Source organism: Catellatospora vulcania (assembly GCF_009720385.1).
GTDB classification, from domain to species: Bacteria; Actinomycetota; Actinomycetes; order Mycobacteriales; family Micromonosporaceae; genus Catellatospora; species Catellatospora vulcania.
Window position 1 is genome coordinate 15,770 of record NZ_ML769307.1, and the last position, 26,493, is coordinate 42,262.

Genomic DNA, 26,493 nt, shown 5'->3' on the forward strand with positions numbered 1-26,493 from the left:
TCTCGGTGTCGTCCCCTAGGGACACTTCTTGTAACCGGGTCCATCATCTGTAACCATGGCTTATCAAGGGAAGGAGGCACTTCTGTGTCCCAGAGGAACACCGGTGTGACTGTGGACCCGCGCCTGGACGTGTACGACGGCGCCGAATGCCCGGTGCGTGAGGTGCTCGACCGCATCAGCGGCAAATGGAGCATCCAGATCATCATCGCGGCGGCGGCCGGCCCGGTCCGGTTCACCGAGCTGGAGCGCACCATCGAGGGCATCAGCCGGCGCATGCTCACGCTGACCCTGCGCAGCCTGGAACGGGACGGCCTGCTGATCCGGACGGTGTATCCGACCGTTCCGCCGAAGGTCGTCTACACGGTCACCGAGCCGGCCCGGGAGCTGTACGAGTCCTTCCTGACCCTGATGGACTGGGCGCATCGCCACCGGCCGACCATCGCGGCCGCCCGGATGGCCTACGACCTGGCCGCCGCCGCAGCGGAAGAGGCGGCGACCAGGCCGCATGACGATCACCTCGCGGTGATGCTCAGCAGCAGGGGATCGGTGTCGTCGGGCGTGACGGCGAAACCGGCGGCCTCCAGCGCGGCCCGGTAGTCCCCGGCCCGGCCGTCGAGGGAGGCGACCAGCACCGGATCGCCCTCCTCGCCGCTCTCGGCCGCGAAACCGAACTGCTCGTCGGTGAACTCGGTGAAGCCCGCCGCGCGCAGGGCGGCACGTGCCCGCTCGGCGTCGCGGTCACCGGCCGTCCACAGCGGCCGTTCGTGCGCGCCGTAGCCGAACTCGGGGACGGCCCCCGGCTCCGGGTGCACCGACGCGCGTGCGACCTCGGCGACCAGCGACGGCCGCCACAGCGCGGTCGGCGGCGACAGCAGGTGCTGCACCGCCAGCACGACCTTGCGTACCTCGCCGGAGATCTGCGCGGCCAGTTGCACCTTCGTGGAGTAGCGGCCGAACAGGGCTGCCGCGGCCGGGCGCTGCCCGCCGGTCTCCGGGTAGTCGAAGTCGCCGCCGACGGCCGCCTGCCACGGCACGGTGACGATGCCCGCGGCCCGGCGGTAGAAGTCGCGGACCGCGTCGGCGTCGGCCGGGCCGTGCTCGTCGAGCACCTGGCCCAGTGCCTTGGCCTGCTGGGCCGCGACCGTCATGCCCTGCCCGTAGAGCGGGTTGAAGCTGCTGACCGCGTCGCCGATGGCCAGGTAGCCGCCGGGCACGTCGGACAGCTGCTCGAAAAGCCGCCGCCGGTTCGCGGGGAACTGGAACGGCACCGGCTCGGTCAGCGGCTCGGCCTTGCGTACCAGGTCGGCGATGATCGGGTCGGGCAGGCTCTCGGCGTGGGCGAGGAACGCGGCCTCGTCGGCGGGCGGGTAGTCGCCGTGCCAGCCGCCGACCGACACCAGCCAGCGGTCGTCCTCGACGAGCAGGGCCGCGCCGATGCGTTTCTCCTTCGGCGGAGTGGGCTGCACGAACGCGGCCTGCACCGGCAGGTCGCCGGGGGTGTGCCGGTAGTAGCGGCTGACGTAGCCGACCGAGACCTTGACCTCCTCCACCTCGGGCGTCGGATAGCCCAGGGCGGACAGCCAGCGGTCGGAGCGGCTGCCCCGGCCGGTGGCGTCGACGACCAGGTCGGCGGCCAGGTGCTCGGCCCCGTCCAGGACCACACCGGTGACCTGGCCGTCGGCGCCTATCAGCCCTGACACCGCCGCACCTGCACGGATCGTCACCTGCGGCAGCTGCGCGACCTGGCGGCGCATCGTGTGCTCCAGCAGCGGGCGTGACACCGACACGAACGGCAGCCCGGTGTGCACGGGCTGCCAGGCCGCGCCGAGCCGGTACAGGTGCAGGTCCGCGGCGGAGTCGAAGACGACCGCGCCACGCTCGGCCAGGGCCTCGTGCAACCCGGGGAACACGTCCCCGAGCGCCCGCTGCCCGGCCACCAGCAGCACGTGCGAGTGCCAGCCCTGCGGCACGCCGCGCCGGGGCGCGGCGTCGTCGGGCAACTCGTCGCGGTCGACGACGATCACTTCGGCGAAACGGTCGGCGAGCACCCGGGCCGCCGCGAGGCCGGCGATGCCGGCCCCGACGACGACCGCGGTGCCGCGTCCCGTCGGCGCGCTCATCGCGCCGCCTGCGGATGTTGGTTCTGATTGGGGTACACGGTCGCTCCTCGGTGTGCTTGCCCCCGTGCCACGGCGAGGGTCAGGCGGACGGGCTGCCGATGCTGCGCGGATGCCGGAACACGTCATCCGGGTCGTAGCGGCGCTTGACACGCAGCAGCCGGGCGTAGTTCGCGCCGTAGTACTGGCGCGACCAGTCCGGCAGATGGCTGCCCGGGAAGTTGACGTAGGCGCCGGCGCCGATCGGGTCGAGCAGTGCCGACCCGGCCGCCACCACGGCCTCCGCCTGCGCGACCGACTCCGGTGTCGGCGCGTCGAGCTGGGTGGTGAAGCCGACGATGAACTCGGCGTCGCGGTGCACGAAGGCGGTCGCGTCGCGGGCCGGCTGCTTGGCCTTGCCGCCCAGCGTCATCGCGTGCAGGAAGCGGCGCTGGCCGGGCACCCGGTCGGCGTCCCACGCGGCGAGCACCGCGGTGAGCTCCGCCGGGGTGAACGCGCGGTCGAAGAACCGGTAGCCCTCGCGCAGCAGCCCGGTGCGGTGCAGCAGCGCGTCGGGATTGGTGCCCTCGCGGTGGCACTGGTCCTGGGTGAGCTGGTCGCAGCCGTACGCGGTGACCATGCCCTGGTGGTAGGGCAGGTCGGCGACGCTGCGGCTGGTGGGCGTCGCACCGGCCAGGGTGACGAGGCGGTCGAGTTCGGCGTCGAGTTCGGCCTGCCTGCCGTGGTAGCCGCCGGTGACGATGACCAGGGGCTCGTTGCCCGGGGCGGCGTCGGGCAGCATGACGATCGCCGCCGAGCCGAGCTCGCGGGGGCTGGTCAGGTGCCACTGCTGCCAGGCGGCGAACACCTGCTGGGCGGCGGCCCAGGTCCAGATGGTGTTGAAGAAGACCAGGCGGGGCGCGTCGATCGGGCGCACCTCGAAGTCGACGACGATGCCGAAGTTGCCGCCCCCGCCGCCGCGCAGCGCCCAGAACAGGTCCGGGTCCCGGTCGGCGGAGACCCGTACGACGTCGCCGTCGGCGAGCACGATCCGGGCCGAGACGAGCCGGTCGCTGCCGATGCCGAACTTCTTGGTCTGATAGCCGATGCCGCCGCCGGACAGGAAACCGCCGGGGCACACCGTCGGGCAGGTGCCCGCGATGACCTGGCGGCCGGTCGGCGCGAGGGCGTGCAGGGCGTCGATGGACTGCGCGCCCGGCCCGAGGTGCACGGTGTCGCCGGTGACGGTGGCGTGGTTGATCCGGGACAGGTCGATGACCAGGCCGTCGCCGGTGGACCAGCCGCGGTAGTTGTGGCCGCCGCTGCGGGTGCGGATCGGCAGGCCGCGGCGGCGGGCGAAGCGGATCGAGGCGCGCACGTCGTCGGCGTTCTCGGCGAACACGACGCCCTGCGGGTGCGCGGCGTCGAACTCGGCGAACTGGTTCTGCTTGGCGATCGGGTAGTCGCCGTCGGCGGGCAGCACCAGCTGCCCGGTCAACCGGCTGCGCAGCGTCTGCCAGCCGTCGCCGCCGGCGCTCGCCGCCGCGGCGGGCAGGCTGACGGCCGCCGCCGAGGCCACGGCGAGACCGCCGCCGGTGCGGAGCACGGTTCGTCTGGTGGGCAAGGGGATTCCTCCGTGGGGTGATCGGCGGCTGCGGGGCAGCCGGGCCGGATCGACCGTAAGGCGGCGAATTCGGGATAGGACACCCCTGACGCCCCCCTGCGACACCCCTAACCTGCGCGCCGGGCACTCACCAGCCGAAGAAGTCGCGGTACGCGTCGAGCTGGTGGCGCAGCATGTGATGGCCCTGGTGGACGCGGTGGCCGAGGGCGGCCGCGGCGCGCAGCAGCGGGGTGTCGGCGGGATGCATGACGATGTCGGCGACCAGCGCGCCCGGGGGCAGCTCGTGCGGGGCGAAGGGCAACGGGTCGCCGGGGGCCATGCCCAGCGGGGTCGCGTTGACCGCGACGTCGGCGTCGGCGAGCGCGGGGGTGACGGTGGTGTGGACCCGTCCCGGCCGGCTGTCGGCCAGGCGTGACGCGAGGTCGCGGGCACGGGCGGGGTTCGTGTCGGTGAGGGTGAGCCGGTCGGCGCCGGCGTCGAGCAGGGCGGCCGCGATGGCGCTGCCCGCCCCGCCCGCCCCGATCAGGGCGATCGTGCGCCCGGCCGGTTCGTGGCCCTGGGCGCGCAGGCCGCGGATGAAGCCGTCGCCGTCGAAGTTGGCGGCGTACCAGCCGCCACCGGGTTGGCGGCGCAGCGCGTTGGCGGTGCCGGTGATCGCGACGGTGGGGCTGACCGCGCTCGCCAGCCGGGCCACGGCGGCCTTGTGCGGGACGGTGACCAGCAGTCCGTCCAGATTGGCCAGGCGGGCCAGCCCGGCCAGGGCTTCGGCCAGGCCCTCGGGGGTCACGTGCATCGGGACCAGCGCCGCGTCCCGGCCCGCGGCCTGGAACAGCTCGTTGACCAGGGTGGGGGCCTGCACCTGCGCGATGGGGTCGCCGAGCACCGCGTACAGCCGGGTGGTGCCGCTGATCGGCGGGGGTTCAGGCATGCAGCAGCTCCGCGACCAGCTCGGCCAGTTCGAGGGACTGGCTGGTGTTCAGCCGCGGGTCGCAGGCGGTCTCGTACCGGGCGGACAGGTCGGCGTCGGCGAGGCCCTGCGCGCCGCCCAGGCACTCGGTCACGTCGTCGCCGGTGAACTCCAGGTGCAGCCCGCCGGGGTGGGTGCCCAGCGCCCGGTGCACCTCGACGAAACCGCGGACCTCGTCGGCGATGTCGTCGAAGTGGCGGGTCTTGTAGCCGCTGGGGGCCTCGTGGGTGTTGCCGTGCATCGGGTCGCACTGCCACACCACCCGGTGCCCGGCGGCGGCGACCCGTGCGACGAGGGCGGGCAGCACCTCGCGCACCTTGTGGCGGCCCATCCGGCTGATCAGCACGAGCCGGCCGGGGACCCGGTCGGGGTCGAGCCGGGCGGCGTACGCGGCGGCCTGGTCCGGGGTCGTGGACGGGCCGAGTTTCAAGCCGATCGGGTTGGCCAGCAGTTCGGCGAGCGCGAGGTGCGCGCCGTCGGGCTGACGGGTGCGCTCGCCGATCCACAGCTGGTGCGCGGAGCCGCTGTACAGCCGAGGGTTGCCGCCGCCGAGGTCGACGCGCAGCAGCGGCTGCTCGTAGTCCAGCAGCAGCGCCTCGTGGCTGGCGTACACCTCGGTCGGGTGCCCGCGCCCGGCGGCGGCGAAGCGGTGCGCGCTGTTGGCGGCCGCGGCGGGCCGGTCCCCGGCGACGCCTGAGCGGGCCGGCCGGGCCGGGGGACGGTGGCCGCCGTCGAGGTCGGCGAACCCGTCCGCGCCCAGCGCCCGCACCAGGTTCAGCGTGCCGGCGGCGTGGGCCAGCGCGCGGACCAGCCGGTCGGGGTCGGGGTTGCGCGTGGCGGGATGGGGTGGCTCGCCGTTGACGATGTCGCCGCGGTAGGAGGGCAGGCCGAGGGCGTCGACCGCCGCGGACCGGGGCTTGGCGTACTGCCCGGCCAGGCGGCCGACGGTGACCACGGGTGCGCCGGTGGCGCGGGTGAGCACCGCCGCCATCTGCAGCAGCGTCCGCAGGTTGCCACGCAGGTGCTGCTCGGAGTCGGTGAACGTCTCCGCGCAGTCGCCGCCCTGCAGCAGGAACGCCTCGCCGCGGGCGACCGCGGCCAGGCGCTCGCGCAGCCGGTCGACCTCGGTGGGCAGCACCAGCGGCGGTGCGCCCGCGAGGGTGCGCCGGGCGGCGGCCAGCCGGGCCGGGTCGGGCCAGTCGGGTTGCTGCGCGGCGGGCGCGGCCAGCGCGGCGGCGACGCCGGCGGCCAGTTCGGGGTAGGCGGCCAGCGGGCCGGGTTCGGCGGGGCGCAGGGTGGACGTCACGTCGGCTCCCGGGGCGTGGGTTCGGCGGGCAGGATCAGGCGCAGTCCCGGCGGTGTGGGCCGGGCCTGCCATTCGCGGGGATAGCCGACCGACACCTCCTCGAAGCGCACGCCGTCGTGGTGGGTGGTGCGCGGGATGTGCAGGTGTCCGTAGACGACGGTGTGCGCGCGGTGGCGCAGGTGCCAGTCGGCGGTGGCGGTGGTGCCGCACCACTGGGCGAACTCGGGATGGCGCAGGATCCGGGTCGGCTCGCGGACCAGCGGGAAGTGGTTGACCAGCACGGTGCGCGCGGCGGGATCCACGGCGGACAGCAGCGCTTCGGTGTGCGTGAGGCGGGCGGCGCACCACGCCTCGCGGCTCGGGTAGGGGTCGGGGTGCAGCAGGTACTCGTCGGTGCAGACGATGCCGGTGCGGTGGGCCACGGCCAGGCCCTCGGCCTTGGTGGCGCAGCCGGGCGGGCGGAACGTGTAGTCGTAGAGCACGAACAGCGGTGCGATCACGACCGGGCCGTCCGGCCCGTCATGGCGCAGGTATGGATCCTCCGGTGTGTACACGTCCAGGGAGCGGCACATGTCGACGAGGGCGTCATAGCGTTCCTGCCCGCGCAGCCCGACCGGGTCGCCGGGCGGCGTCCACAGCTCGTGGTTGCCCGGCGCCCAGATCACCTGCGCGAACCGGGATCGCAGCCGTTCGAGGCCGGTGCGCACCTCGGCGAAGTGCTCGGCGACGTCACCGGCGACGATGAGCCAGTCGGCGGGTGTGCGCGGGAGCAGGCGGTCGGCGACGGCGCGGTTTTCGGCGTACGCCAGGTGCAGGTCGCTGACCGCCCACACGTTGCCGGATGCGGAGGTCACCGTCTCATGATGGGACAGGCGGCGGGTCCGGGCCACCCCACTGGCACCCCTAACCGTGCTGCGCCGGCGCGCGCCGCGGGCCAGGGTGGGAGGGGCCGGGACGGAACGGGACGGGGCGGAGCCGATGATCGAGCAGATCCTGCCGCAGGGTGTGCGGGTGGCGGAGGCGTATGCGGACGCGGACGCCGTGCTGCCGGCCGTGGAGGCGGCGGCGGTGGCCCGTGCGGTGCCGTCGCGGCGGCGTGAGTTCGCCACCACCCGCGCCCTGGCCCGGCAGGCCCTGGCCGAGCTGGGCCGACCGGTCGCGGCGATCCCGTCCGGGCCGCGCGGGGAGCCGCGCTGGCCGGAGGGCGTGATCGGCAGCCTGACCCACTGCGCCGGTTACCGGGCCGCGGCGGTGGCGCTGCGGGGCGGGCTGCTGTCACTGGGCATCGACGCCGAGCCCGATGCGCCGCTGCCGGACGGGGTGCTGGCCGCAGTGACCGGGCCCGCCGAACGAGCGGCCGTGGCGGCCGGGCCGCCGCACGCCGACCGGATCCTGTTCAGCGCCAAGGAATCGGTCTTCAAAGCCTGGTACCCGCTGGCCGGCGCCATGCTGGACTTCACCGAGGCGCACCTGGACCTGGACCCCGCCGGCGGTTTCACCGCCCACCTGCTCGTGCCGGGACCGGTCGTGGCCGGACGCCGGCTGGCACGATTGCACGGCCGGTGGCGCCGTGCCGGCGGGCTGATCCTCACCGCGGCGGCCGTCCACGCCTGACCGCCCGCACCACGATTCGAGGGAGACCGCATGACCACCGTCACCGGTGACTGGATCCGCACGTTCCACCCCGCCGCGCCCGGCGCGGTCACCCTGGTGTGCCTGCCGCACGCGGGCGGCGCGGCCAGTTTCTGGTTCCCGCTGTCGCGGGCGCTGGCACCCGGGGTGGCCGTGGCCGCGGTGCAGTATCCGGGCCGCCAGGACCGGCACCGCGAGCCGCTGATCAGCGAACTCGGGGTGCTCGCCGACCGGGTCGCCGAGGCCGTGGCCGCATCGGTGCCCGGCCCGCTGGCACTCTTCGGGCACAGCATGGGGGCGGTGGTGGGATACGAGGTGGCGCTGCGGCTGCGGGCGGCGGGCCGGCCCGACCCGGTGATGCTGTTCGCGTCGGGCCGCCGCGCGCCCTCCTGCTACCGGGCCGAGGACGTGCACCGCGGCGACGACAACCGCATCCTGTCGGTGCTGCGCGAGCTCGCCGGCACCCACGCCGACCTGCTGGCGAACGAGGAGGTCACGCGCCTGGTGCTGCCGTCGGTGCGCAGCGACTACCAGGCCGTCGAGACGTACCGGCACGACCCGGCGGCTTCACTGACCTGCCCGGTCACCGTGCTCACCGGGTCGGCGGACCCGTTGACGTCGGCGGCGGAGGCCGTGGGCTGGCAGCGGCACACCACGGGTCCGGTCGAGGTGCTGACCTTCCCGGGCGGGCACTTCTTCCTCGTCGACCACGCGCAGGCGGTGGTCGACGAGGTGCATGCCCGCCTGGACGGGCGCGGGTAGCGGTTCAGGCGACCGAGGTGCCCCGGCGGGACAGGTCGATGGGCAGTTCCCGCCGGTGCTTGACGTTGAGCTTGCGGTAGACGCGGGTCAGGTGCTGCTCGACGGTGCTCGAGGTGATGTACAGCTTCAGGGCGATCTCCCGGTTGGTGTAGCCGATCGCGGCCAGGGCCGCGACCCGGTGCTCCGAACCGGTCAGGCGGGCCGCGCCGTCGCGGTCGCCGTCGTCGTCGCCGCCGACGCCCAGCTCGCTGCCGACCGCGACCAGCTCGCGGTGCAGCGGGTCGGCGGCGCAGGAGCGGGCCAGGTGCAGCGCCCGCCGGAACACCATCCGGGCCCGGCGGTCCTCGTTGACCAGGTGGTATGCCTCGGCCAGGTCGGCCAGGGTGCGGGCCTGCTCGAAGCGGTCACCGCAGCTTTCCAGCAGGTCCAGCGACTCCAGTAGCAGCGGCGGGCGGCGTCCGGCGGGTCCGGCGGCGGCCAGCAGCCGCAGCGCGACGCCGCGGGTGCGAGCCCCGTTGCCGGTGGGCCGGTGCAGCTGCCCGCCGGCCAGGCGACGGGCCTGGTCCTGGTTGCCCAGCCGCAGCCAGGCCGCTGCGGCGCCGCTGCGCCACGGCACGATCTCGGCCACGTCCAGGCCCCAGCCGCGGATCAGCTCGCCGCAGGCGAGGAAGTCGGCCAGGGCGGCATGGTGGTGACGGGTGGCGAGGTGGTGTTCGGCGCGGGCGTAGAGGTGGTGCAGCCCGTACCGGGTGGACAGCAGGCCGTCGGGGATCGGCGGGGCGAGGGTGGCGGCGGCCTGGTCGTCGCGGCCGAGCCGGGCGTACGCCACCACCAGCGTGCCCAGCGCGGGGCCGGCGGCCGCGCCCCACGCCTTGGCTGGTGTCTCGGCCAGCGCCCGGGTGGCGTGTGCCGCGGCGGCGGGCAGGTCGCCCTGGGCGAGGCTGACTTCGGCGAACGCCGCGGCGACGGCCGCCCGCCAGGGTGCGGGCCGGTCGGTGGCGTCGTCGGCGAGCCGGGCGCACCAGGACGCGGCGGTGTCCAGACGGTCGGCGCGGACCAGTGCGGTGACCGCGGCGGCCAGCGCTTCGTCGGACCAGCCGGTGTGCCGGCCCAGGTGCAGGTCGGCGAGCAGGCGCAGGGCGCGGTCGGCGGCCTCGTGGTGCTGCCCGCGCAGCAGCGCGTCGGCGATGCTCGCGCAGGCGTGCAGCCACGGGTCGACCTCGGGGGCGAGCAGCGCGGGCGGGTCCTCGCCGGTGGGAACGGCGCGGCGTTGCGCCAGGGCGGGGTGGGTGTAGGCGAGCCAGGTCTCCAGGTCGCGCAGTGCTGCCGAACCGGTGGCGGCGGCGCGCAGCGCGGCCAGGGCGCGGCCGGCCTCGTCGGTGCGGCCGTGGGCCAGCAGGCGGCGGGTCAGCAGGATGCCTTCGCGGTGGTTCAGGCGCCCGGCGAGCAGGTCGGCCAGCAGCGGGGTGAAGTGATGCAACGCGGCGGCGGGGTGGGTGTCGGTGTCGGCCTGGCACAGCCGGGCGCGGATCGCGGCGGCGGCGTGCGGGTCGGTCTGGGCGCGCAGGGCGAGTTCGAGACAGCGGGCGGCGTCCGGGCTGCCCGCGGGGGCCTGTTCGGCGGCTTCGATCAGCAGCGGGACGGCTTCGGGGCGGGCGGGGCGTCCGGCCTGCAGCAGATGCTCGACGACCTGCCGGGCCGGGGCGGCGGCCCGTTGCAACGCCTCGGCGGCGCGGGTGTGCAGGGCGGCGCGGCGTTCGTGCGGGATGTCGGCGAGCACGGCGGCGCGTGCCGCTTCGGTCCGGAAGCGTCCGTCGTGCAGGAGCCCGGCTGATTCGAGCGTGTCCAGCCCGCGGCGGATGTCGTCGGCGGGCAGGTCGAGCAGTGCCCGCGGGTGGGTGTCGGGGTCGTGGAGGACGGCGCGGGCCTGGGCGATGTGCCGCAGTGCCGGTTCGGCGCGTTGCAGGCAGTCGGCCAGGGCGCGGGCGAGGGCGGGTTCGGGATGGTCGACGTCGGTGAGCACGGCGGTGACCAGCAGCGGGTTGCCGCCGGTGGCGGCGTGCACCTGGGCGGCGCGTCGGGTCAGGTCGGCGGGCGGCACGTGCGGCCGCAGCAGGCGGGCCACGCCCTGCGGGCTGAGCGGGCCGACCCGGATCGGGTGGACGGGCAGGTGGCCCTGCAGTTCGGCGAGGAAGGGGGCGCTGACCGGGTCGGGTTCGGCGCGGTCGGCCAGCACCAGCAGCACGCGGTAGGTGCGCAGCCGGCGGGCGAGCTGCTGCAGGAAGGCCAGCGAGACGTCGTCGGCGTGGCGTACGTCGTCGACGGCGATCACCACGGGGCGAATGCCCGCGATCTCGCGCAGGTGCAGGCAGAGCGTGTGCAGCTGCTGGAGCAGCAGCGGGTCGGCGACGGGCGCGGCGACGGTGGCGGCCTGGGCGGCGATGCGGTCGAGCAGCGTGGTGGCCTGCCGCAGCGGTGCGGCGGGCAGCACAGCGCTGTGCCAGAGCTGGCCGAGGACTCCGCCGGGCAGGCTCCGTTCGGCGGGTGCGCAGGCGGCGTGCAGCACCAGCATCCGTTGCTGGAGCCGTTCGGCGGCCGCCTGCAGCAGCGCGGTGCGCCCGGTGGCCGGTGGTCCGGTGACCACGGCCACCTGTCCGCGGCCGGCGTCGGCCAGCGCCGCCAGCGTGTCCAGTGCGGACAGTTGATCGTCCCTCTCCGCCAGGTACATCGGTGGTTCCCCCTTGCGTTTTCTTCCCGGTCCCCCCGGCCGGGCAGCTACCGCCTGGAAAGCTAGCAACACGTTCGGCGATGGTCGGGGTTGTCGCCGCCCATCGGCCGCCCATCGCGCGCCCATCGGGAGGGGTTCGGAGTGCGCTCTGCCTCGTCCTCGACGGCAAAGCGCGGCGCGCTCTGTCAGGTATGTTGCATAGACCGACGTGAATTAATTTGAATGTGGTGTTGCCGATCTGTGAACGAGTTGCGGCAGGTCGGAAGCGTGGCAGCGGCGACACCGGGTGGCTGCGGCGAGATGGGTTCGCGCTGTCCGTCCGATGGGCGCGCGGCGACCGAAATCTATAAAGCCTATAGGGATAGTAGGAGTTCGGTCAACGAAATCGGCCTCCAAAGTGGGCAAGATGACAAGATGCCCGTCGATCGTTGACGGCGTCGGCGGGACCGGTGCTTCATTAGTGCCATGTCCAGAGAGCTGCGGCTGACGACGCGCTCCTACATCGACTTCGGTCGGGTGTGGTCGAGCTCCTGTCTGAGCTGATCCCACGACCCGTGCCCGGGCCCGCCGCGACAGCGGCGCACCCGCATACCGGCGCACCCGCCTGAACCACGCCGGCTCGACGACGAGCGGCATCCGCGGGCCGCCGCCACCCGACACCTCGCCTTCACCGGCCGGTGCGCCGTGCCGACCCCGCGGTCGGACAGGCGGGCCCGGTCCCGACAGGAGAAGACCTTCATGCGCCGTACCCTTCGCACCACCCGGCGGCTGCTGCTCGCCGGCATCGCCGCCTTCGCGGTGACCGCCTGCACGGCCGCGCCGCCGGTGCCCACCGCCGCCGACGCGGGCACACCGGTCTCCGGGGGCAAGCTCACCTGGGCCGTCGAAACCGAGCCGATCACCTTCAACCCGCACCAGTACGCGCAGGCCAAGGCACGGCTGCTGGTGTGGAACTCATTCGAGGCGCTGCTCACCCACGACGACGAGGGCGGCTTCCTGCCCTGGCTGGCCACCGGCTACGAGGCCGCGGCAGACGGGCTGTCCTACACCGTCAAGCTGCGCACCGACGTGACCTTCCACGACGGCGAGAAGTTCGACGCCGCCGCCGTCAAGGCCAACTTCGACCAGCTGCTCGCGCCGAACTACGCCCCGGCGGTAGCCGCCGTGCAGCTGAAGAACCTCAAGAGCGTCGAGGTCGTCGACCCGGCCACGGTGCGGATCAACCTGACCGCGCCCGACGTGCTGATCCTGGACTTCCTGGCCTCCCCGCAGGGCGCGCAGATCTCGCCCAAGTCGCTGCGCCAGGCCGCCAACCTCAAGGCCGGCGGCGTCGACGTGGTCGGCACCGGGCCGTTCACCCTTTCCGCGTACAGCCCCGGCCAGCAGGTCGTCTACAAGAAGAACCCGGCCTACCGGTGGGCCCCGGCCAACGCCGGGCACACCGGGCCCGCCTACCTCGACGAGGTCGTCTACCGCTTCCTCAAGGAGCCGTCGGTGCGCGTCGGCGCGCTGACCTCGGGCCAGGTGCAGCTCATCGAAGGCGTGCCCGCCACCGACCAGGAGCTGATCGACACCTCGCCGCAGCTGGCCCTGCACAAGCAGCTCAACTCCGGCTCGGCGTACTCCTACTTCCTCAACGTCAGCCACGCCCCGTTCGACGACCCCAAGGTGCGCCAGGCGTTCCGCCACGCCATCGACGTCGACGCGGTGCTGCGGGCGGTGTACCGCGGCACCGCCACCCGCGCCTGGAGCATCGTCGGACCGACCAGCCCGCTGTACGACAAGGGTTTCGAGGGCCGCCACGGCTTCGACGCGGCCAAGGCCAACCAGCTGCTCGACGAGGCCGGCTGGGCGACCCGCGACGGCGAGGGCTTCCGCACCAAGGACGGCAAGCGCCTGACGGTACGGCTGGTGCAGTCAGCCCCGTTCGTCCGCGACCGCCGCGACGTGCTCGCCCAGGCCGTGCAGGCCACGGTCAAGGCCGGCGCGGGCATCGACCTCAACGTGTCGGTCGTCGACCAGGGCACCGCGCTCAAGGCCCTGGAGGACAACCAGTACGAGGTCTTCGACAACTCCCGCGCCGACACCGACGCCGGAGCCGCGCTGAACCTGCTGCTGGCCTCCACCGGCGCGATCAACCGCACCGGCTACCGCGACCCGGCCCTCGACGCGCTGCTGGCCAAGGGCCAGGCCACCGGCGACCAGGCGGCGCGGGTGCAGGTCTACCACGACATCCAGCGCGTCGTGCTGACCGACCAGGCCCTGGTGGTTCCGCTGTACGCGCCCGCGGACCAGATCGCGGCGTCCCGCGGTCTCGGCGGCGTCCGGTTCGAACCGACCGCGGGCGTGCCCGCCGGCGCGTACAACATCTGGATCGCGAAGTGACCGTCGTCCGGGCGGTCGCGCGACGGCTGGCCACGGCGGCGGTGGTCCTCTGGGCCGCCGCCACCGCGGCCTACCTCGCCCTGCTGCTGGCCCCCGGCGACACGGTGGACAGCATCATCGGCGACGGGCCGGACACCCCGCAGATCCGCGCCCAGGTCATCGCGGAGTGGGGCCTCGACCGCCCGGACGTAGTGCAGTACCTCGACTACCTGGCCCGCGCGGCCCGGGGCGACCTGGGCCGCTCCTACCTGCTGCAACGGCCCGTGTCCGACCTGATCGGCGAGCACCTGCCGGCGACCGTCACGCTGGCCGCGGCAGCAGCGGTGACCGGCGTGGTGCTGGCCCTGGCGGTCGCGCTGCTGACGGCGGGGCGGCGTCCGCTGCTGCGCCGCGCCGCGTCGACCACCGAGCTCGTGCTGGTCTCCACGCCCGGGTTCCTGATCGGCATCGTGCTGCTCAACGTGTTCTCGTTCCGGCTGGGCTGGTTCCCGGTGTCCGGCGGGCAAGACTTCAGCGCGCTGGTGCTGCCCGCGCTCACCCTGGCCCTGCCGGTCGCCGGGGTGCTCACCCAGGTGCTGCGCGACGGGCTGGAAAGGGCGTTGGACGAGCCGTTCGTGGTCACCGCGCGCTCACGCGGCATCCGTGAACGCGCGGTGCTGGCCCGCCACGCGCTGCGCCACGCGCTGCTGCCCGCGATCACCCTGGTCGGCTGGCTGTCCGGGATCCTGCTCGGCGGCGCCGTCATCACCGAGCAGGTGTTCGGCCGACCCGGCCTGGGCCAGGTCACCTTGCAGGCGGTCACCGCCAAGGACATGCCGGTGGTGCTGGCCGTGGTGCTGCTGTCGGCGGCGGTGTACGTCGCCGTCAGCACCCTGGCCGACCTGGCGTACCTGCTCGTCGACCCCCGGCTGCGAAGGAGCTGAACCGATGACCGTGCAAGCGACCCCCGTGGCCGGGGCCGGCCTGGCGGCCGTCGCGACCGACACCGCACCGCCGCGGCGACGGCGCACTGCCCGGCCGGGACTGGCCGCCGCGGCCGGATTCCTGCTGCTGGCGGCACTGGCGGTGCTCTGGCCGGGGCTGCTGGCCGGGGATCCGCTGGCCGCCGACCCGCTCAACGTGCTGCGCCCGCCGGACGCGGCACACTGGTTCGGCACCGACCACCTGGGACGCGACGTGTTCGACCGGGTGGTGCACGGGGCGCGGCATTCGCTGACCATCGGCGTCGCGGCGACCCTCATCGCGGTCGGCGCGGGCGTGCTGCTCGGCCTGCTCGCCGGGATGGCACACCGGCTGGCCGGCGAGGCGCTGACCCGGTCCTTCGACGCGCTGTCGGCATTCCCGCTGCTGCTGCTCGCGCTGCTGTTCATCGCGATCACCGGGCCGGGCACGGGCAGCCTCATCATCGCCATCGGGGTGGCCACCATGCCGCACCACGCCCGGGTGGTCCGCGCACAGACCCTGCTGGTACGCCGTGCCGGCTACGTCGAGCAGGCCGTGTCCTTCGGCACCTCCCGGACCCGGCTGGTGCTGCGGCACGTGCTGCCCAACGTGCTCGGCCCGGTGCCGGTGCTGGCGGTCATCGGCCTGGGCGAGGCCATCCTCGCCGCGGCCGGGCTCAGCTTCCTCGGCCTCGGCCCGCAGCCGCCCGCCCCGGAGTGGGGCGCGATGCTCGCCGAGAACCGCAGCTACCTGCGCATCGCCTGGTGGGGTGCGATCCTGCCGGGCGTCGCGGTCACCCTCACCGTGATCTCGCTGACCGTGCTCGGCCGCCACCTGCAGCAGCGCTTCGAAGGGCGGCACGGCTGATGTCCACACCGCTGGTACGGGTCGAGGACCTGCACGTCACCTTCCGTGCTCCGGGCCGCGACGTGGCCGCGGTGCGCGGCATCGGCTTCGAGATCCGCCGCGGAGAGTGCCTGGCGGTGGTCGGGGAGTCCGGGTCCGGCAAGAGCGTCACCGCGCGCACCCTCGTCGGGCTGGCCGGGCCGGGCGCGCACGTGCGTGCAGCGCGGCTGGACCTCGACGGCCGCGACGCGCGGGCGTTCTCGGCACGCCACTGGCGGCAGGTGCGCGGCCGGTTCGCGGGCCTGGTGCTGCAGGACGCGCTGGTGTCCCTGGACCCGCTGCGCACCGTCGGCGACGAGGTCGGCGAGGTGCTCGACGCGCACGGCCTGACGCCACGAAGGCAGCAGCCCGAACAGGTCCGGAGGCTGCTGGAACGGGTGCACGTGCCGGAGCCGGATCGGCGCGCCCGCCAGTATCCGCATCAGCTGTCCGGTGGGCTGCGGCAGCGGGCACTGATCGCCTCGGCGCTGGCCGGCGAACCGTCGCTGATCATCGCCGACGAACCGACCACCGCCCTGGACGTCACCGTGCAGGCGCAGATCCTGCGGCTGCTGGGCGAACTGCGCGACGCGGGCGCGACCCTGCTGCTGATCAGCCATGACCTGTCGGTGGTGGCCCGGCTGGCCGACCGCATCCTGGTGATGCGCGACGGGGTCGTGGTCGAGTCCGGCGTGACCGCGCAGGTGCTGGGGGAGCCGCAGCATCCGTACACCCGGCTGCTGCTGGCTGCGGTGCCGTCGGCGGCCTCGCGGGGACGGCGGCTGTCGGCGCCGGTGACCACGCTGCCGCGCACCCTGCCGCCCGCGCCGGTGGACCCGTCGGTCACCGTGCTGTCCGCGACCGGGCTGCGCAAACGGTACGGCGCGCACGAGGTGGTGCGCGGCGTCGACCTGTCCATCGCCCGCGGCGAGACGCTGGGCCTGGTGGGGGAGTCCGGGTCCGGCAAGACCACGGTCGCCCAGTTGCTGTTCGGCACCGTCGCGGCCACCGAAGGGCAGGTCGGCTTCGAAGGCGTGCCGTGGGCGGGCGTGCCCGAGCGGGTACGCCGCCCGCTGCGCCGCCGCATGCAGCTGATCTCGCAGGACCCGCTCGGCTCGTTCGACCCGCGCTACCCGGTGGAGCGGATCGTCGGCGAGGCCCTCGAACCGGGCCTGGACCGGCGTACCCGCCGGGACCGGGTGGTCGACCTGCTGGACCGGGTAGGGCTGGGCAGCGACCTGCTCGAACGGTATCCACGCCGGCTGTCCGGCGGACAGCGCCAGCGCGTCGCCATCGCCCGCGCCATCGCGCCCCGGCCCAGCCTGCTGATCTGCGACGAACCGGTGTCCGCCCTGGACGTCTCGGTGCAGGCCCAGGTGCTGGACCTGCTGGCCGACATCCGGGCCGCCGACGGCACCGCACTGCTGTTCATCTCACACGACCTGGGAGTGGTGCACCACCTCGCCGACCGGGTCCTGGTCATGCACGACGGGCAGGTCGTCGAGCAGGGCCCGGTCGGCGACGTGTTCCACCACCCGCGCCACGCCTACACCCGCAGCCTCATCGACGCGCTGCCCACCCCGGCCGCCCGGCCCCAGCCGACGGGAGTGTCGTGACCACCGACGAGCAGCGGCCACGCCGCGAGAAGTCCCCGCCCCACGACCCGCCGACGCGGGCCGAGTACGGCATCCGCCGGTCCGAGCCGGAGCCGGAGCCCTACACGCCCGCCGACACGTCGCTGGGCTGGTACGCGCAGACCGACTACCTGCGGTTCCTGGCCGCATGACCTGTCCGCCCCCGGGGGAGACCGCATGAAGTTCCTGCTCATCACACTGATCACGCACCTGCCACACCCGGTGACGGGGGAACTGGCCGACACCACGGCCCGGTTCCGGGAGGTCGTCGACAACGCCGTGCTGGCCGAACAACTCGGCTTCGACGGCTACGGCGTCGGCGAGCGCCACGAGCGGCCGTTCATCTCGTCGTCGCCGCCGGTGGTGCTCAGCCACATCGCCGCGAAGACCAGCACGATCCGGCTGTTCACCGCGGTCACCACGCTGAGCCTGCTGGACCCGGTGCGCGCCTACGAGGACTACGCGACGCTGGACCACCTGTCCGGCGGCCGCCTGGAACTGATCATCGGCAAGGGCAACGGGGCCGCGCAGGCGCAGCTGTTCCACGTCACCGCCGACGACCAGTGGGACCGCAACCGCGAGTCCTACGAGCTGTTCCGGCGCCTGTGGCGCGAGGACAAGGTCACCTGGGAGGGCCGGTTCCGGCCGTCGCTGACCGAGGCCGAGACCTGGCCGCGCCCGCTGCAGCGGCCGATCCGGGTCTGGCACGGCAGCGCCACCAGCCGCGAGTCGGTCGACCTGGCCGCCCGTTACGGCGACCCGCTGTTCTCGGCCAACGTCAGCAACCCGGTCGAGCCGTACGCCGAGCTGATCGCCTACTACCGGCAGCAGTGGGAGCACTACGGACACGACCCGAAGGACGCCCTGGTCGGCGCGGGCACCGCGGGCTACTACGCGGCCCGGCGCTCGCAGGACGCGATCGCGGTGTACCGGCCGATCTTCGAGGCGCGGCAGGCCGCGTTCCAGCGGCTGGGCGTGCCGCTGGTGTTCACCAGCCTGGAGGACGCGATCGAGCGCAGCTCGATCCTGGTCGGCAGCCCGCAGCAGATCATCGACAAGGTCCACCGCTACCACAAGCAGCTCGGCCACGAGGTGATGCATCTGAGTGCCGACCGCGACGGCCTGACCCCCGAGCAGCACCGGGCCAACCTCGAACTGTTCCAGAGCGACATCGCACCGGTGCTGCGCCGCGACATCCCCAGCCGTCCGTTCCCGACCGTCCCGGCGTCCTGAGCGCCACCGTATCCGGAGGAGCCCCTCATGCCCGTTCCGTTGTCCGTGCTCGATCTGTCGCCCGTGCTGTCCGGCGGGGACGTGCCCGCCGCGCTGCGCAACAGCCTCGACCTGGCCAGGCAGGCGGAGAGCTTCGGGTACGCCCGCTACTGGGTCGCCGAGCACCACTTCACCGAGGGCGTCGCCAGCGCGCAGCCGGCGGTGCTGCTGGCCGCGATCGCGGCGGCGACCAGCACGATCCGGGTCGGTTCCGGGGCGGTGCAGACCGGCCACCAGACGCCGCTGTCGGTGGTGGAGCAGTTCGGCATGCTGGATGCGCTGTACCCGGGGCGGGTGGACCTGGGCCTGGGCCGTTCCGGGCAGCGCCGGGTCGAGGCGTTGCAGGAGCTGGCCGATCAGGCGCAGCGCCCGGCCCCGAAGCCCCCTGCGCCGGCGCGGGTCGTCGACGGGCTGCTGATCCCGTCGCCGTTCTCGTTCGCGCACCTGGTGGCTTCGCCGCGGTGGGCGCTGTACGCACGGCTGCTGCAGCAGCCCGGGGCGCAGTCGCCGGGCTTCACCGAGCAGGTGCAGGAGATCGAGGACCTGCTCGGCGAGGGCGTCCGCGACGACGAGGGCACCGTGGCCCGCGCGATTCCCGGTGCGGGGGCGCGGCCGGAGCTGTGGATCCTGGGCAGCAGCGGTGGGGAGAGCGCGCAGGTCGCCGGGGCGCGCGGGCTGCCGTTCGCGGCGAACTACCACGTGAGCCCGTCGGCGGTGCTGGAGGCGGTGGAGGCCTACCGGGCCGCGTTCCGGCCCTCGGCGCGGCTGGCGAAGCCATGGGTGATGGTGTCGGTGGACGTGGTGGTGGCCGAGGACGCCGAGCAGGCCCGCCATCACGCGTCGCCGTACGGGCTGTGGGTGCGCAGCATCCGGGCCGGTGGCGGGGCGATCCCGTTTCCGACGCCGGAGCAGGCGGCCGCGTTCGAGTGGCCCGAACAGGACCGGGCGCTGGTGGCCGACCGGGTCGACACGCAGTTCGTGGGCACCCCGGAGCAGGTGGCGGGGCAGCTGGCGACGCTGCAGCGGGTGACCGGCGCGGACGAGCTGCTCATCACCACGATCACGCACGACCACGCGGTGCGGGTGCGCTCGTTCGAGCTGCTGGCCAAGGAGTGGCTGGGCTAGTTCCTGCGGGGCCGTCTCGCGGGTAGCGGCCCCTTCAGCTGCAATTCCTATTTAGCAGATAGAACTTATAGGAATTCACAAACGAGGCTTATGTTCATGTTCATCCACAATCGTCGGAGGTACTGGTGAGTCTCCTGTCCAGCCCTTCCCGGGAGAGTGCCGATCCTCCGAAAGGCGAGGCGGCCGCTGCCGGACAACCCGCGCTGACCGTGGTGCCCGCCCGGCACCCGTGGCGGTGGGTCGCGACCGCGGCCGCCGCCGTGCTCGCCGCCCAGTTCATCCACGGCCTGGCCACCAACCCGGGCTGGGACTGGCCCACCTTCGCCGGGTACTTCTTCGAGAAGTCCGTGATGGAGGCGCTGCTGGTCACCCTGCAGCTCACCTTCGCCGGAGCAGCCCTGGGCTTCCTCGGCGGCATCGTGCTGGCCGCGATGCGGCTGTCCAAGAGCCCGGTGCTGCAGGCGTTCAGCTGGACCTTCGTCTGGGTGTTCCGGTCGGTGCCGCTGATCGTGCAGCTGCTGTTCTGGGCCAACCTCGGCTACCTCTACCAGACACTGCAGTTCGGCATCCCGTTCGGGCCCGGCTTCGCGCAGGTCGAGACGGTGCACCTGATCAGCTCGCTGGGCGCGGCGCTGCTCGGCCTGGCGCTGCACGAAGCCGCGTACGCCGCCGAGATCGTGCGCTCCGGCATCATCTCGGTGGACCAGGGCCAGCTGGAGGCGGCCGCCGCGCTGGGCATCCCGCGCGGGCGGCAGTTCCGCCGCATCCTGCTGCCGCAGGCGATGCGGGCCATCCTGCCCAGCGCCGCCAACGAGCTGATCAACCTGCTCAAGAGCACCTCGGTGGTGTACGTGCTGGCCATCGGCGAGCTGTTCTACCAGGTGCAGGTCGTGTACGGCCGCAACGGCCGGGTGGTCGCGCTGCTCATGGTCGCCACCGTCTGGTACGTCATCCTCACCGCGCTGCTGTCGGTGCTGCAGTTCTACGTGGAGCGCCACTTCGCCCGCGGCGCGCTGCGCACCCTGCCGCCGACCCCGCTGCAGCGGCTGCGCGCCGCGGTGTCGGGCGGCGTACGCCTGGACAGCGGAGCGTCACGATGAGCGCCCCCATGGTCGAGGTGCGCGGCGTGCACAAGTCGTTCGGCACCCACGAGGTGCTGCACGACGTGGACCTCAGCGTGGAAGCCGGCAGCGTGACCGCGATCCTGGGCCCCTCCGGATCGGGCAAGTCCACGCTGCTGCGTGTGATCAACCACCTGGAGAAGGTGGACCGCGGCCTGGTCAGCGTCGACGGCGAGCTCATCGGCTACCGCCGTGTCGGCGACCGGCTGCACGAGCTGTCCGAGCGGCAGGTGCTGCGTCAGCGGGTGCACCTCGGCTTCGTGTTCCAGAACTTCAACCTGTTCCCGCACCTGACCGCGCTGCAGAACGTCGCCGAGGCGCCGATCTCGGCCCAGCGGCGGCCGAAGGCGCAGGTGTACGAGCAGGCGCAGCGGCTGCTCGACCGGGTCGGCCTGGCCGACAAGACCCACGCCTACCCGCGCCAGCTGTCCGGGGGGCAGCAGCAGCGCGTCGCCATCGCCCGCGCGCTGGCCCTGGAGCCCAAGGTGCTGCTGTTCGACGAACCCACCTCGGCCCTGGACCCCGAGCTGGTCGGCGAGGTGCTCGACGTGGTCCGCGAGCTGGCCCGCACCGGCACCACGATGATCATCGTCACGCACGAGGTCGGCTTCGCCCGCGAGATCGCTGACACCGTCGTCTTCCTCGACGCCGGCCGCGTCGTCGAGCACGGGCCGCCCGCGCAGGTCCTCGACGCTCCGCGGCACGAGCGCACACGCAACTTCCTGTCCCGCGTCCTGCACTGAACCCGCGCCCGGCCCCGGCCGGGCCGGCCTGACCCCTGAAGTCCCCGAGGAGAACGATGAGAAGGACATTTGCCCTCACCGCGGCGGCACTGCTGCTCGGCCTGAGCGCCTGCGCCGCGCCGGAGGAGGCCCCGCGCGGCCCGGCCCCGTCGGGCGCGGCCGCGTCCGCGGCCGCGGGCATCAACGACTCACCGCAACAGAACCGGATTGTGCCGGCCAAGGTGGACCAGATCGCCGGCCTGGTGCCCGAGGCGGTCCGCAAGGACGGCAAGCTGATCATCGGCGTAGGTGCGGCCGCGTCCGGCTTCCCGCCGCTGGCGTTCACCGCCACCGACAACAAGACCCTGATCGGCAGCGAGCCCGACGTCGCCGTCGCCATCGCCGGGGTGCTCGGCCTGGAGCCGGTGCTGGAGAACACCTCCTGGGAGAACCTGTTCATCGGCCTGGACTCCGGCAAGTACCACGTCGGCTCGTCCAACATCACCGTCACCGAGCTGCGCAAGCAGAAGTACGACTTCGCCACCTACCGGCTGGACAACCTCGGATTCGAGGCGAGGAAGGGCTCCGGCCTGACGGTCACCAAGCCGGCCGACGTGGCGGGCAAGCGCGTCGCCGTCAGCTCCGGCACCAACCAGGAGAAGATCCTCGTCGAGTGGAGCAAGGCCGCCGAGCAGCAGGGCCTCAAGCCGGTCGACATCAAGTACTACCAGACCAACCAGGCCGTCTACCTGGCGCTGAGCTCCGGCCAGATCGACCTGTACCTCGGCCCGAACCCCGGTGTGGCGTACCACGTCGCGGTGGCCGGGGAGACCGAGATCGTCGGCACCTACTCCGGGGCGGGCGCGAACCTGCAGGGCAAGATCGCGCTGACCACCAAGAAGGACAGCGGCCTGGTGCAGGCCCTGGCGGCGGCACTCAACGAGCTGATCCGCACCGGCGACTACGCCAAGATCCTCGACCGGTGGAACCTGAAGAACGAGGCCGTGGCCACCTCCGAGGTCAACCCGCCCGGCCTGCCCATCGACGGCAAGTGAACCGCGGCGGCCCCGGCGGACCGCTCGCCGCCGGGGCCGCCGCACCGACCCGACGAACCAAGGAGAAACGGCGATGGCCTCACCCCTCCCGCTGCACCTCGCGGTGGCCCTCGACGGCGCGGGCTGGCACCCGGCCGCCTGGCGGCTGCCCGACGCCCGCCCGTCCGAACTGCTGACCGCCGGGTACTGGACCGACCTGGTCACCGAGGCCGAGCGCGGCCTGCTCGACTTCGTCACCATCGAGGACGGCCTCGGCCTGCAGTCGTCCTACCCCGACCGGCTCGACGGGCGCACCGACCAGGTCCGCGGCCGCCTCGACGCGGTCCTCACCGCCGCCCGCATCGCGCCGCTGACCAGCCACATCGGACTGGTGCCGACCGCCACCACGACGCACACCGAGCCGTTCCACATCGCCAAGGCCCTGGCCACCCTGGACTACGTCAGCCTCGGCCGGGCCGGGTGGCGGGTGCAGGTCTCCGGACGGCCCGACGAGGCCGCGCACTTCGGCCGCCGCCACATCCCGCAGCTGAAGATCGAGGACTTCACCGACCCGGCCGTGCTCGCCTTCGTCAACGAGCTGTTCGACGAGGCCGCCGACTTCGCCGAGGTGGTCCGGCGGCTGTGGGACAGCTGGGAGGACGACGCCGAGATCCGCGACGTGGCCACCGGCCGTTTCATCGACATCGCCAAGCTGCACCACATCGACTTCGAGGGCCCGCGGTTCAGCGTGCGCGGCCCGTCGATCACCCCGCGCCCGCCGCAGGGCCAGCCGCTGGTCACCTCCCTCGCCCACTCGACGATCCCGTACCGGCTGGGCGCCCGCGCGGCCGACGTCGTCTACATCACCCCCGCCGACGCCGACATCGCACGGGCGACCGTCGCCGAGATCCGCGAACTGCAGGCCGAGGCCGGCCGGGCCGAGCAGACCGTGCACGTGTTCGCCGACCTGGTCGTGTTCCTCGGCGACACCGACGCTGCCGCCGCCGCCGGGCGGGCGCGGCTGGAGGAGCTGGCCGGGGCCGCGTACGCCAGCGACGCCCCGATCTTCACCGGCACCCCGCAGAGCCTGGCCGACCAACTGCTGGCCTGGCAGGACGCGGGGCTGACCGGATACCGGCTGCGCCCCGCGACACTGCCCGGCGACCTGCACGCCATCACCCGCGGGCTGGTGCCGGAACTGCAGCGCCGCGGCGCGTTCCGCACCGCCTACCCGGGCGGCACCCTGCGCAGCCTGCTCGGGCTGCCCCGGCCCGCCAACCGCTACGCCACCGTGTGACCACCAGGAGCGCGCCATGACCAAGCCACGCAGGCAGATCCACCTCGGGGCGCACTTCCCCGGGGTGAACAACACGACCGTGTGGAGCGACCCGCAGGCCGGCAGCCAGATCGACTTCGCCTCGTTCACCCACCTGGCGCGCACCGCCGAACGCGCCAAGTTCGACTTCTTCTTCCTCGCCGAAGGGCTGCGCCTGCGCGAGCAGCGCGGCCGCATCCACGACCTCGACGTCGTGGGCCGACCCGACACGTTCACGGTGCTGGCGGCGCTGGCCGGGGTCACCACCCGGCTGGGCCTGGCCGGCACCATCAACTCGACCTTCAACGAGCCCTACGAGGTGGCCCGCCAGTTCGCCAGCCTCGACCACCTGTCGGCCGGCCGGGCCGGCTGGAACGTCGTCACCTCCTGGGACGCCTTCACCGGCGAGAACTTCCGGCGCGGCGGCTTCCTGGCGGCCGAGGACCGCTACCGGCGCGCGGAGCAGTTCCTGCGTACCGCGGGCAAGCTGTTCGACGCGTGGCGCGGCGACGAGATCGTCGCCGACAAGGACAGCGGCACGTTCCTGGCGGACGCCGGTGCGGGCGCGTTCACGCACCGCGACGACCAGTTCGACATCACCGGGCAGTTCAACGTGCCGCGCAGCCCGCAGGGCCGCCCGGTGATCCTGCAGGCCGGCGACTCCGACGCCGGTCGCGAGTTCGCCGCCGCGACCGCCGACGCGATCTTCACCCAGCACAACACCCTGGAAGCCGGCCGGGCGTTCGTCGGCGACGTCAAGGGAAGGCTCGCCCGCTACGGCCGCAGCCACGACGAGCTGCTGGTCCTGCCGTCGGCGACGTTCGCCCTCGGCGACACCGACGCCGAGGCGCAGGAGAAAGCCCTGCTGGTACGCCGCCAGCAGGTCAGCGGCCAGACCGCGCTGCGTTTCGTGGAGCACGTGTGGAACCGCGACCTCAGCGACCACGACCCCGACGGGCCGCTGCCCGAAGGCGACCCGGTGGTGGGGGAGAACACGATCGCCCGCGGCCGGGCCAGCGTCCGGCAGATCCGCGACCCGCTGGCCACCGCCCGCAAGTGGCGCGAGCTGGCCGAGGCGAAGAAGCTCTCGCTGCGCGAGGTGGTCATCGCGGTCACCGGGCGGCAGACGTTCATCGGCACCGCCGCCACGATCGCCGACCAGATCGACGACCTCGTCCAGCAGCGGGCCGCGGACGGCTTCATCCTGGTCCCGCACGTCACCCCGGGCGGCCTGGACGAGTTCGCCGACCAGGTGGTGCCGCTGCTGCAGGAACGCGGCTCGTTCCGCGCCGACTACGAGACCGAGACGCTACGCGACCACCTCGGCCTGCCGCCGGTGCGGAGCCGGCCGTGAGCGCCCCGAGCCGCCCTGACCTGCGGGTGCTCGACAACCCGGCCTGGGCGGCGCTGACCGGCGCGCACCACGTCTTCGCGCAGCGCGTCGGCGACGCGGCCCGCTACCACCCGGACGTCACCCTGTTCGCGGCCCTGGCCGCCGGGCCCGGCCCCGGTGCGTGGGGGGACCTGGACGCGCTGGCCGCGCCCGGGTCGACGTACGCGCTCACCGGCGACTTCGGCGACCCGCCCGCGGGCTGGGAGGTGCTGTTCCGCGACCGGGGCGTGCAGTTCGTCGACAACGGGGTGGTCCCGGCCGAGGACCCGGAGGCGGTCGTGCTGTCAGCCGCCGACGTGCCCGAGATGATCGACCTCGTCGAGCGCACCAAACCGGGTCCGTTCCTGCCCCGCACCGTCGAACTGGGTACCTACCTGGGTATCCGCCGCGGCGGCGCGCTGGTCGCGATGGCGGGAGAGCGGCTGCGCCCGCCCGGCTTCACGGAGATCAGCGCCGTGTGCACCGATCCCGCCCATCGCGGCCAGGGCCTGGCCGAGCGCCTGGTCCGTGCCGTCGCCGCGGGGATCCGGGCGCGGGGCGAGACGCCGTTCCTGCACACCGCGGGCACCAACACCGACGCCATCCGCCTGTACCTGCGGCTGGGTTTCGAGATCCGCCGTCACACCACGTTCGCCGTGGTCAGGTCACCCGCACCCACACTCGAAGGAGGACGTCGATGACGACCGCAGAGGACACCCTCGCCCAGGACTGGCAGCTCTGGCACACCGAGCGGGAGGAGGCGCTGCGCGAACCGCACGGCTGGCTCAGCCTGACCGCACTGCACTGGCTCACCGCCGACGCGACCGAGTACCCGCCGGTGCCGGGCCGCTGGCACGCCGACGACGCGGGCGTGCACATCACCGCCACCGCTGCCGACGGCCTGCACGCCGAGGGCGCGCTGATCGACGGCACGGTGACGCTGACGCCGCGCGAAGGCGCACCCGGGCTGCCGGTGACGTTCGACGACAAGCTGGTCGAGGTCGTGCTGCGCACCGGGCACCACGGCATCCGGCTGCGCGACCCGCAGTCGCCGACCCGCACCGGGTTCACCGGGGTGCCGGCCTTCCCGGTCGACCACCGCTGGGTCGTGCCGGCGGCGTACGAGCAGTACGCCGCGCCGCGCCAGGTGGTCGGGGCAGCCGTGGTGGAAGGGCTGGAGCACCACCACAGCGTCCGGGGCGTGCTGCGGTTCACGGTGGACGGCGCCGCGTACGAGCTGCTGGCCTTCGCCGGCGCGCCCGGTCGGCTGTCGGTGCTGTTCCGGGACGCCACCAGCGGCGTCACCACGCACGGCGGGGTGCGCTCGGTCACGGTCGCCGATCCCGGCGGCAGTGGACCGGTGATCATCGACTTCAACCGGGCGCTCAACCTGCCGTGCGCGTTCACCGACTACGGCACCTGCCCGCTGCCGCCGCACGAGAACGTGCTGCCGCTGGCTGTGGAGGCGGGGGAGCGCAAGCCCCTCCCGGTCTCCGCCTAGCGGTTCCGGGGCGGTGGCGAGGTGGGAGCTGCGCGACCGGCCCGCGGGCCGGCGTCGCCCTGCCTCGGCG

At 73.7% G+C, this 26,493-nt stretch carries 22 protein-coding genes and 1 pseudogene; 17 read left to right on the top strand and 6 right to left on the bottom strand.

The features are described 5' to 3' along the window. Positions 1-105: 105 nt before the first annotated feature. A pseudogene (locus tag F6W97_RS14705) lies at positions 106-471 on the top strand (winged helix-turn-helix transcriptional regulator); the annotation flags it as partial. A gap of 41 nt (positions 472-512) precedes the next feature. Here the strand turns inward: F6W97_RS14705 and F6W97_RS14710 are convergent. The 5 genes from F6W97_RS14710 to F6W97_RS14730 form a co-directional block, all read right to left on the bottom strand. Then, positions 513-2,120 (bottom strand): NAD(P)/FAD-dependent oxidoreductase, encoded by a 1,608-nt coding sequence (locus tag F6W97_RS14710; protein ID WP_155370889.1) that lies wholly within the window; start codon positions 2,118-2,120, stop codon positions 513-515. A gap of 79 nt (positions 2,121-2,199) precedes the next feature. Further along, positions 2,200-3,720, bottom strand: a complete 1,521-nt coding sequence (locus F6W97_RS14715; RefSeq protein ID WP_196279153.1) for an FAD-binding oxidoreductase — start codon at positions 3,718-3,720, stop codon at positions 2,200-2,202. 127 nt (positions 3,721-3,847) lie between these two features. Next, on the bottom strand, positions 3,848-4,648 hold the full coding sequence (locus F6W97_RS14720) for a shikimate dehydrogenase family protein (RefSeq protein WP_155370890.1): 801 nt from the start codon (positions 4,646-4,648) through the stop codon (positions 3,848-3,850). Continuing rightward, a complete protein-coding gene (locus F6W97_RS14725) occupies positions 4,641-5,993 on the bottom strand; it encodes a 3-deoxy-7-phosphoheptulonate synthase class II (protein ID WP_330164972.1) in 1,353 nt (450 codons plus the stop codon). Before F6W97_RS14725 ends, F6W97_RS14720 begins: the two co-directional genes overlap by 8 nt. Continuing rightward, a complete protein-coding gene (locus tag F6W97_RS14730; RefSeq protein ID WP_155370892.1) occupies positions 5,990-6,847 on the bottom strand; it encodes a metallophosphoesterase family protein in 858 nt (285 codons plus the stop codon). Before F6W97_RS14730 ends, F6W97_RS14725 begins: the two co-directional genes overlap by 4 nt. Before the next feature lie 124 nt (positions 6,848-6,971). Between F6W97_RS14730 and F6W97_RS14735 the strand changes: the two genes are divergently transcribed. Together F6W97_RS14735 and F6W97_RS14740 are read left to right on the top strand one after the other, a co-directional pair. Further along, positions 6,972-7,607, top strand: coding sequence for a 4'-phosphopantetheinyl transferase family protein (locus F6W97_RS14735; protein ID WP_155370893.1), 636 nt, complete (start codon positions 6,972-6,974; stop codon positions 7,605-7,607). Positions 7,608-7,637: 30 nt separating this feature from the next. Further along, the gene (locus F6W97_RS14740) at positions 7,638-8,387 is read left to right on the top strand and encodes a thioesterase II family protein (protein ID WP_155370894.1); all 750 of its coding nucleotides are present in this window, start codon (positions 7,638-7,640) and stop codon (positions 8,385-8,387) included. A gap of 4 nt (positions 8,388-8,391) precedes the next feature. Here the strand turns inward: F6W97_RS14740 and F6W97_RS41250 are convergent, their stop codons facing one another. After that, entirely contained in the window at positions 8,392-11,115 is a 2,724-nt protein-coding gene (locus tag F6W97_RS41250) for a helix-turn-helix transcriptional regulator (RefSeq protein WP_196279154.1), read from the bottom strand. A 738-nt stretch (positions 11,116-11,853) separates the two neighbouring features. Here F6W97_RS41250 and F6W97_RS14750 point away from each other — a divergent pair. The 14 genes from F6W97_RS14750 (at position 11,854) to F6W97_RS14815 (ending at position 26,423) form a co-directional block, all read left to right on the top strand. Further along, positions 11,854-13,500: an ABC transporter substrate-binding protein gene (locus tag F6W97_RS14750; protein ID WP_155370896.1), complete on the top strand. Its 1,647-nt coding sequence runs from the start codon at positions 11,854-11,856 to the stop codon at positions 13,498-13,500. Beyond that, positions 13,497-14,423 carry an ABC transporter permease gene (locus F6W97_RS14755; protein WP_155370897.1) on the top strand — a complete coding sequence of 309 codons (927 nt, stop codon included), beginning with the start codon at positions 13,497-13,499 and terminating at the stop codon, positions 14,421-14,423. The genes F6W97_RS14750 and F6W97_RS14755 overlap by 4 nt, the downstream gene beginning before the upstream one ends. Positions 14,424-14,427: 4 nt before the next feature. Then, complete coding sequence (locus F6W97_RS14760; RefSeq protein WP_155370898.1) at positions 14,428-15,309, top strand: ABC transporter permease; 882 nt, start codon at positions 14,428-14,430, stop codon at positions 15,307-15,309. Further along, positions 15,309-16,943 carry a dipeptide ABC transporter ATP-binding protein gene (locus F6W97_RS14765; RefSeq protein WP_155370899.1) on the top strand — a complete coding sequence of 545 codons (1,635 nt, stop codon included), beginning with the start codon at positions 15,309-15,311 and terminating at the stop codon, positions 16,941-16,943. Before F6W97_RS14760 ends, F6W97_RS14765 begins: the two co-directional genes overlap by 1 nt. After that, entirely contained in the window at positions 16,940-17,113 is a 174-nt protein-coding gene (locus F6W97_RS14770) for a hypothetical protein (RefSeq protein ID WP_155370900.1), read from the top strand. The genes F6W97_RS14765 and F6W97_RS14770 overlap by 4 nt, the downstream gene beginning before the upstream one ends. Positions 17,114-17,138: 25 nt before the next feature. Beyond that, positions 17,139-18,194 carry an LLM class flavin-dependent oxidoreductase gene (locus F6W97_RS14775; protein WP_155370901.1) on the top strand — a complete coding sequence of 352 codons (1,056 nt, stop codon included), beginning with the start codon at positions 17,139-17,141 and terminating at the stop codon, positions 18,192-18,194. Between the two features lie 27 nt (positions 18,195-18,221). Continuing rightward, positions 18,222-19,358 (top strand): MsnO8 family LLM class oxidoreductase, encoded by a 1,137-nt coding sequence (locus F6W97_RS14780; RefSeq protein ID WP_155370902.1) that lies wholly within the window; start codon positions 18,222-18,224, stop codon positions 19,356-19,358. 125 nt (positions 19,359-19,483) lie between these two features. After that, entirely contained in the window at positions 19,484-20,458 is a 975-nt protein-coding gene (locus F6W97_RS14785; RefSeq protein WP_155370903.1) for an amino acid ABC transporter permease, read from the top strand. Beyond that, on the top strand, positions 20,455-21,222 hold the full coding sequence (locus F6W97_RS14790; protein ID WP_155370904.1) for an amino acid ABC transporter ATP-binding protein: 768 nt from the start codon (positions 20,455-20,457) through the stop codon (positions 21,220-21,222). The genes F6W97_RS14785 and F6W97_RS14790 overlap by 4 nt, the downstream gene beginning before the upstream one ends. Before the next feature lie 56 nt (positions 21,223-21,278). Continuing rightward, positions 21,279-22,256, top strand: a complete 978-nt coding sequence (locus tag F6W97_RS14795) for an ABC transporter substrate-binding protein (protein ID WP_155370905.1) — start codon at positions 21,279-21,281, stop codon at positions 22,254-22,256. Positions 22,257-22,329: 73 nt separating this feature from the next. Beyond that, positions 22,330-23,532, top strand: coding sequence for an LLM class flavin-dependent oxidoreductase (locus F6W97_RS14800; protein ID WP_155370906.1), 1,203 nt, complete (start codon positions 22,330-22,332; stop codon positions 23,530-23,532). 16 nt (positions 23,533-23,548) lie between these two features. Beyond that, a complete protein-coding gene (locus tag F6W97_RS14805) occupies positions 23,549-24,904 on the top strand; it encodes an NtaA/DmoA family FMN-dependent monooxygenase (protein WP_155370907.1) in 1,356 nt (451 codons plus the stop codon). Further along, the gene (locus F6W97_RS14810; RefSeq protein ID WP_155370908.1) at positions 24,901-25,623 is read left to right on the top strand and encodes a GNAT family N-acetyltransferase; all 723 of its coding nucleotides are present in this window, start codon (positions 24,901-24,903) and stop codon (positions 25,621-25,623) included. The genes F6W97_RS14805 and F6W97_RS14810 overlap by 4 nt, the downstream gene beginning before the upstream one ends. Beyond that, a complete protein-coding gene (locus tag F6W97_RS14815) occupies positions 25,620-26,423 on the top strand; it encodes a DUF1684 domain-containing protein (RefSeq protein ID WP_155370909.1) in 804 nt (267 codons plus the stop codon). Before F6W97_RS14810 ends, F6W97_RS14815 begins: the two co-directional genes overlap by 4 nt. Positions 26,424-26,493 lie beyond the last annotated feature (70 nt).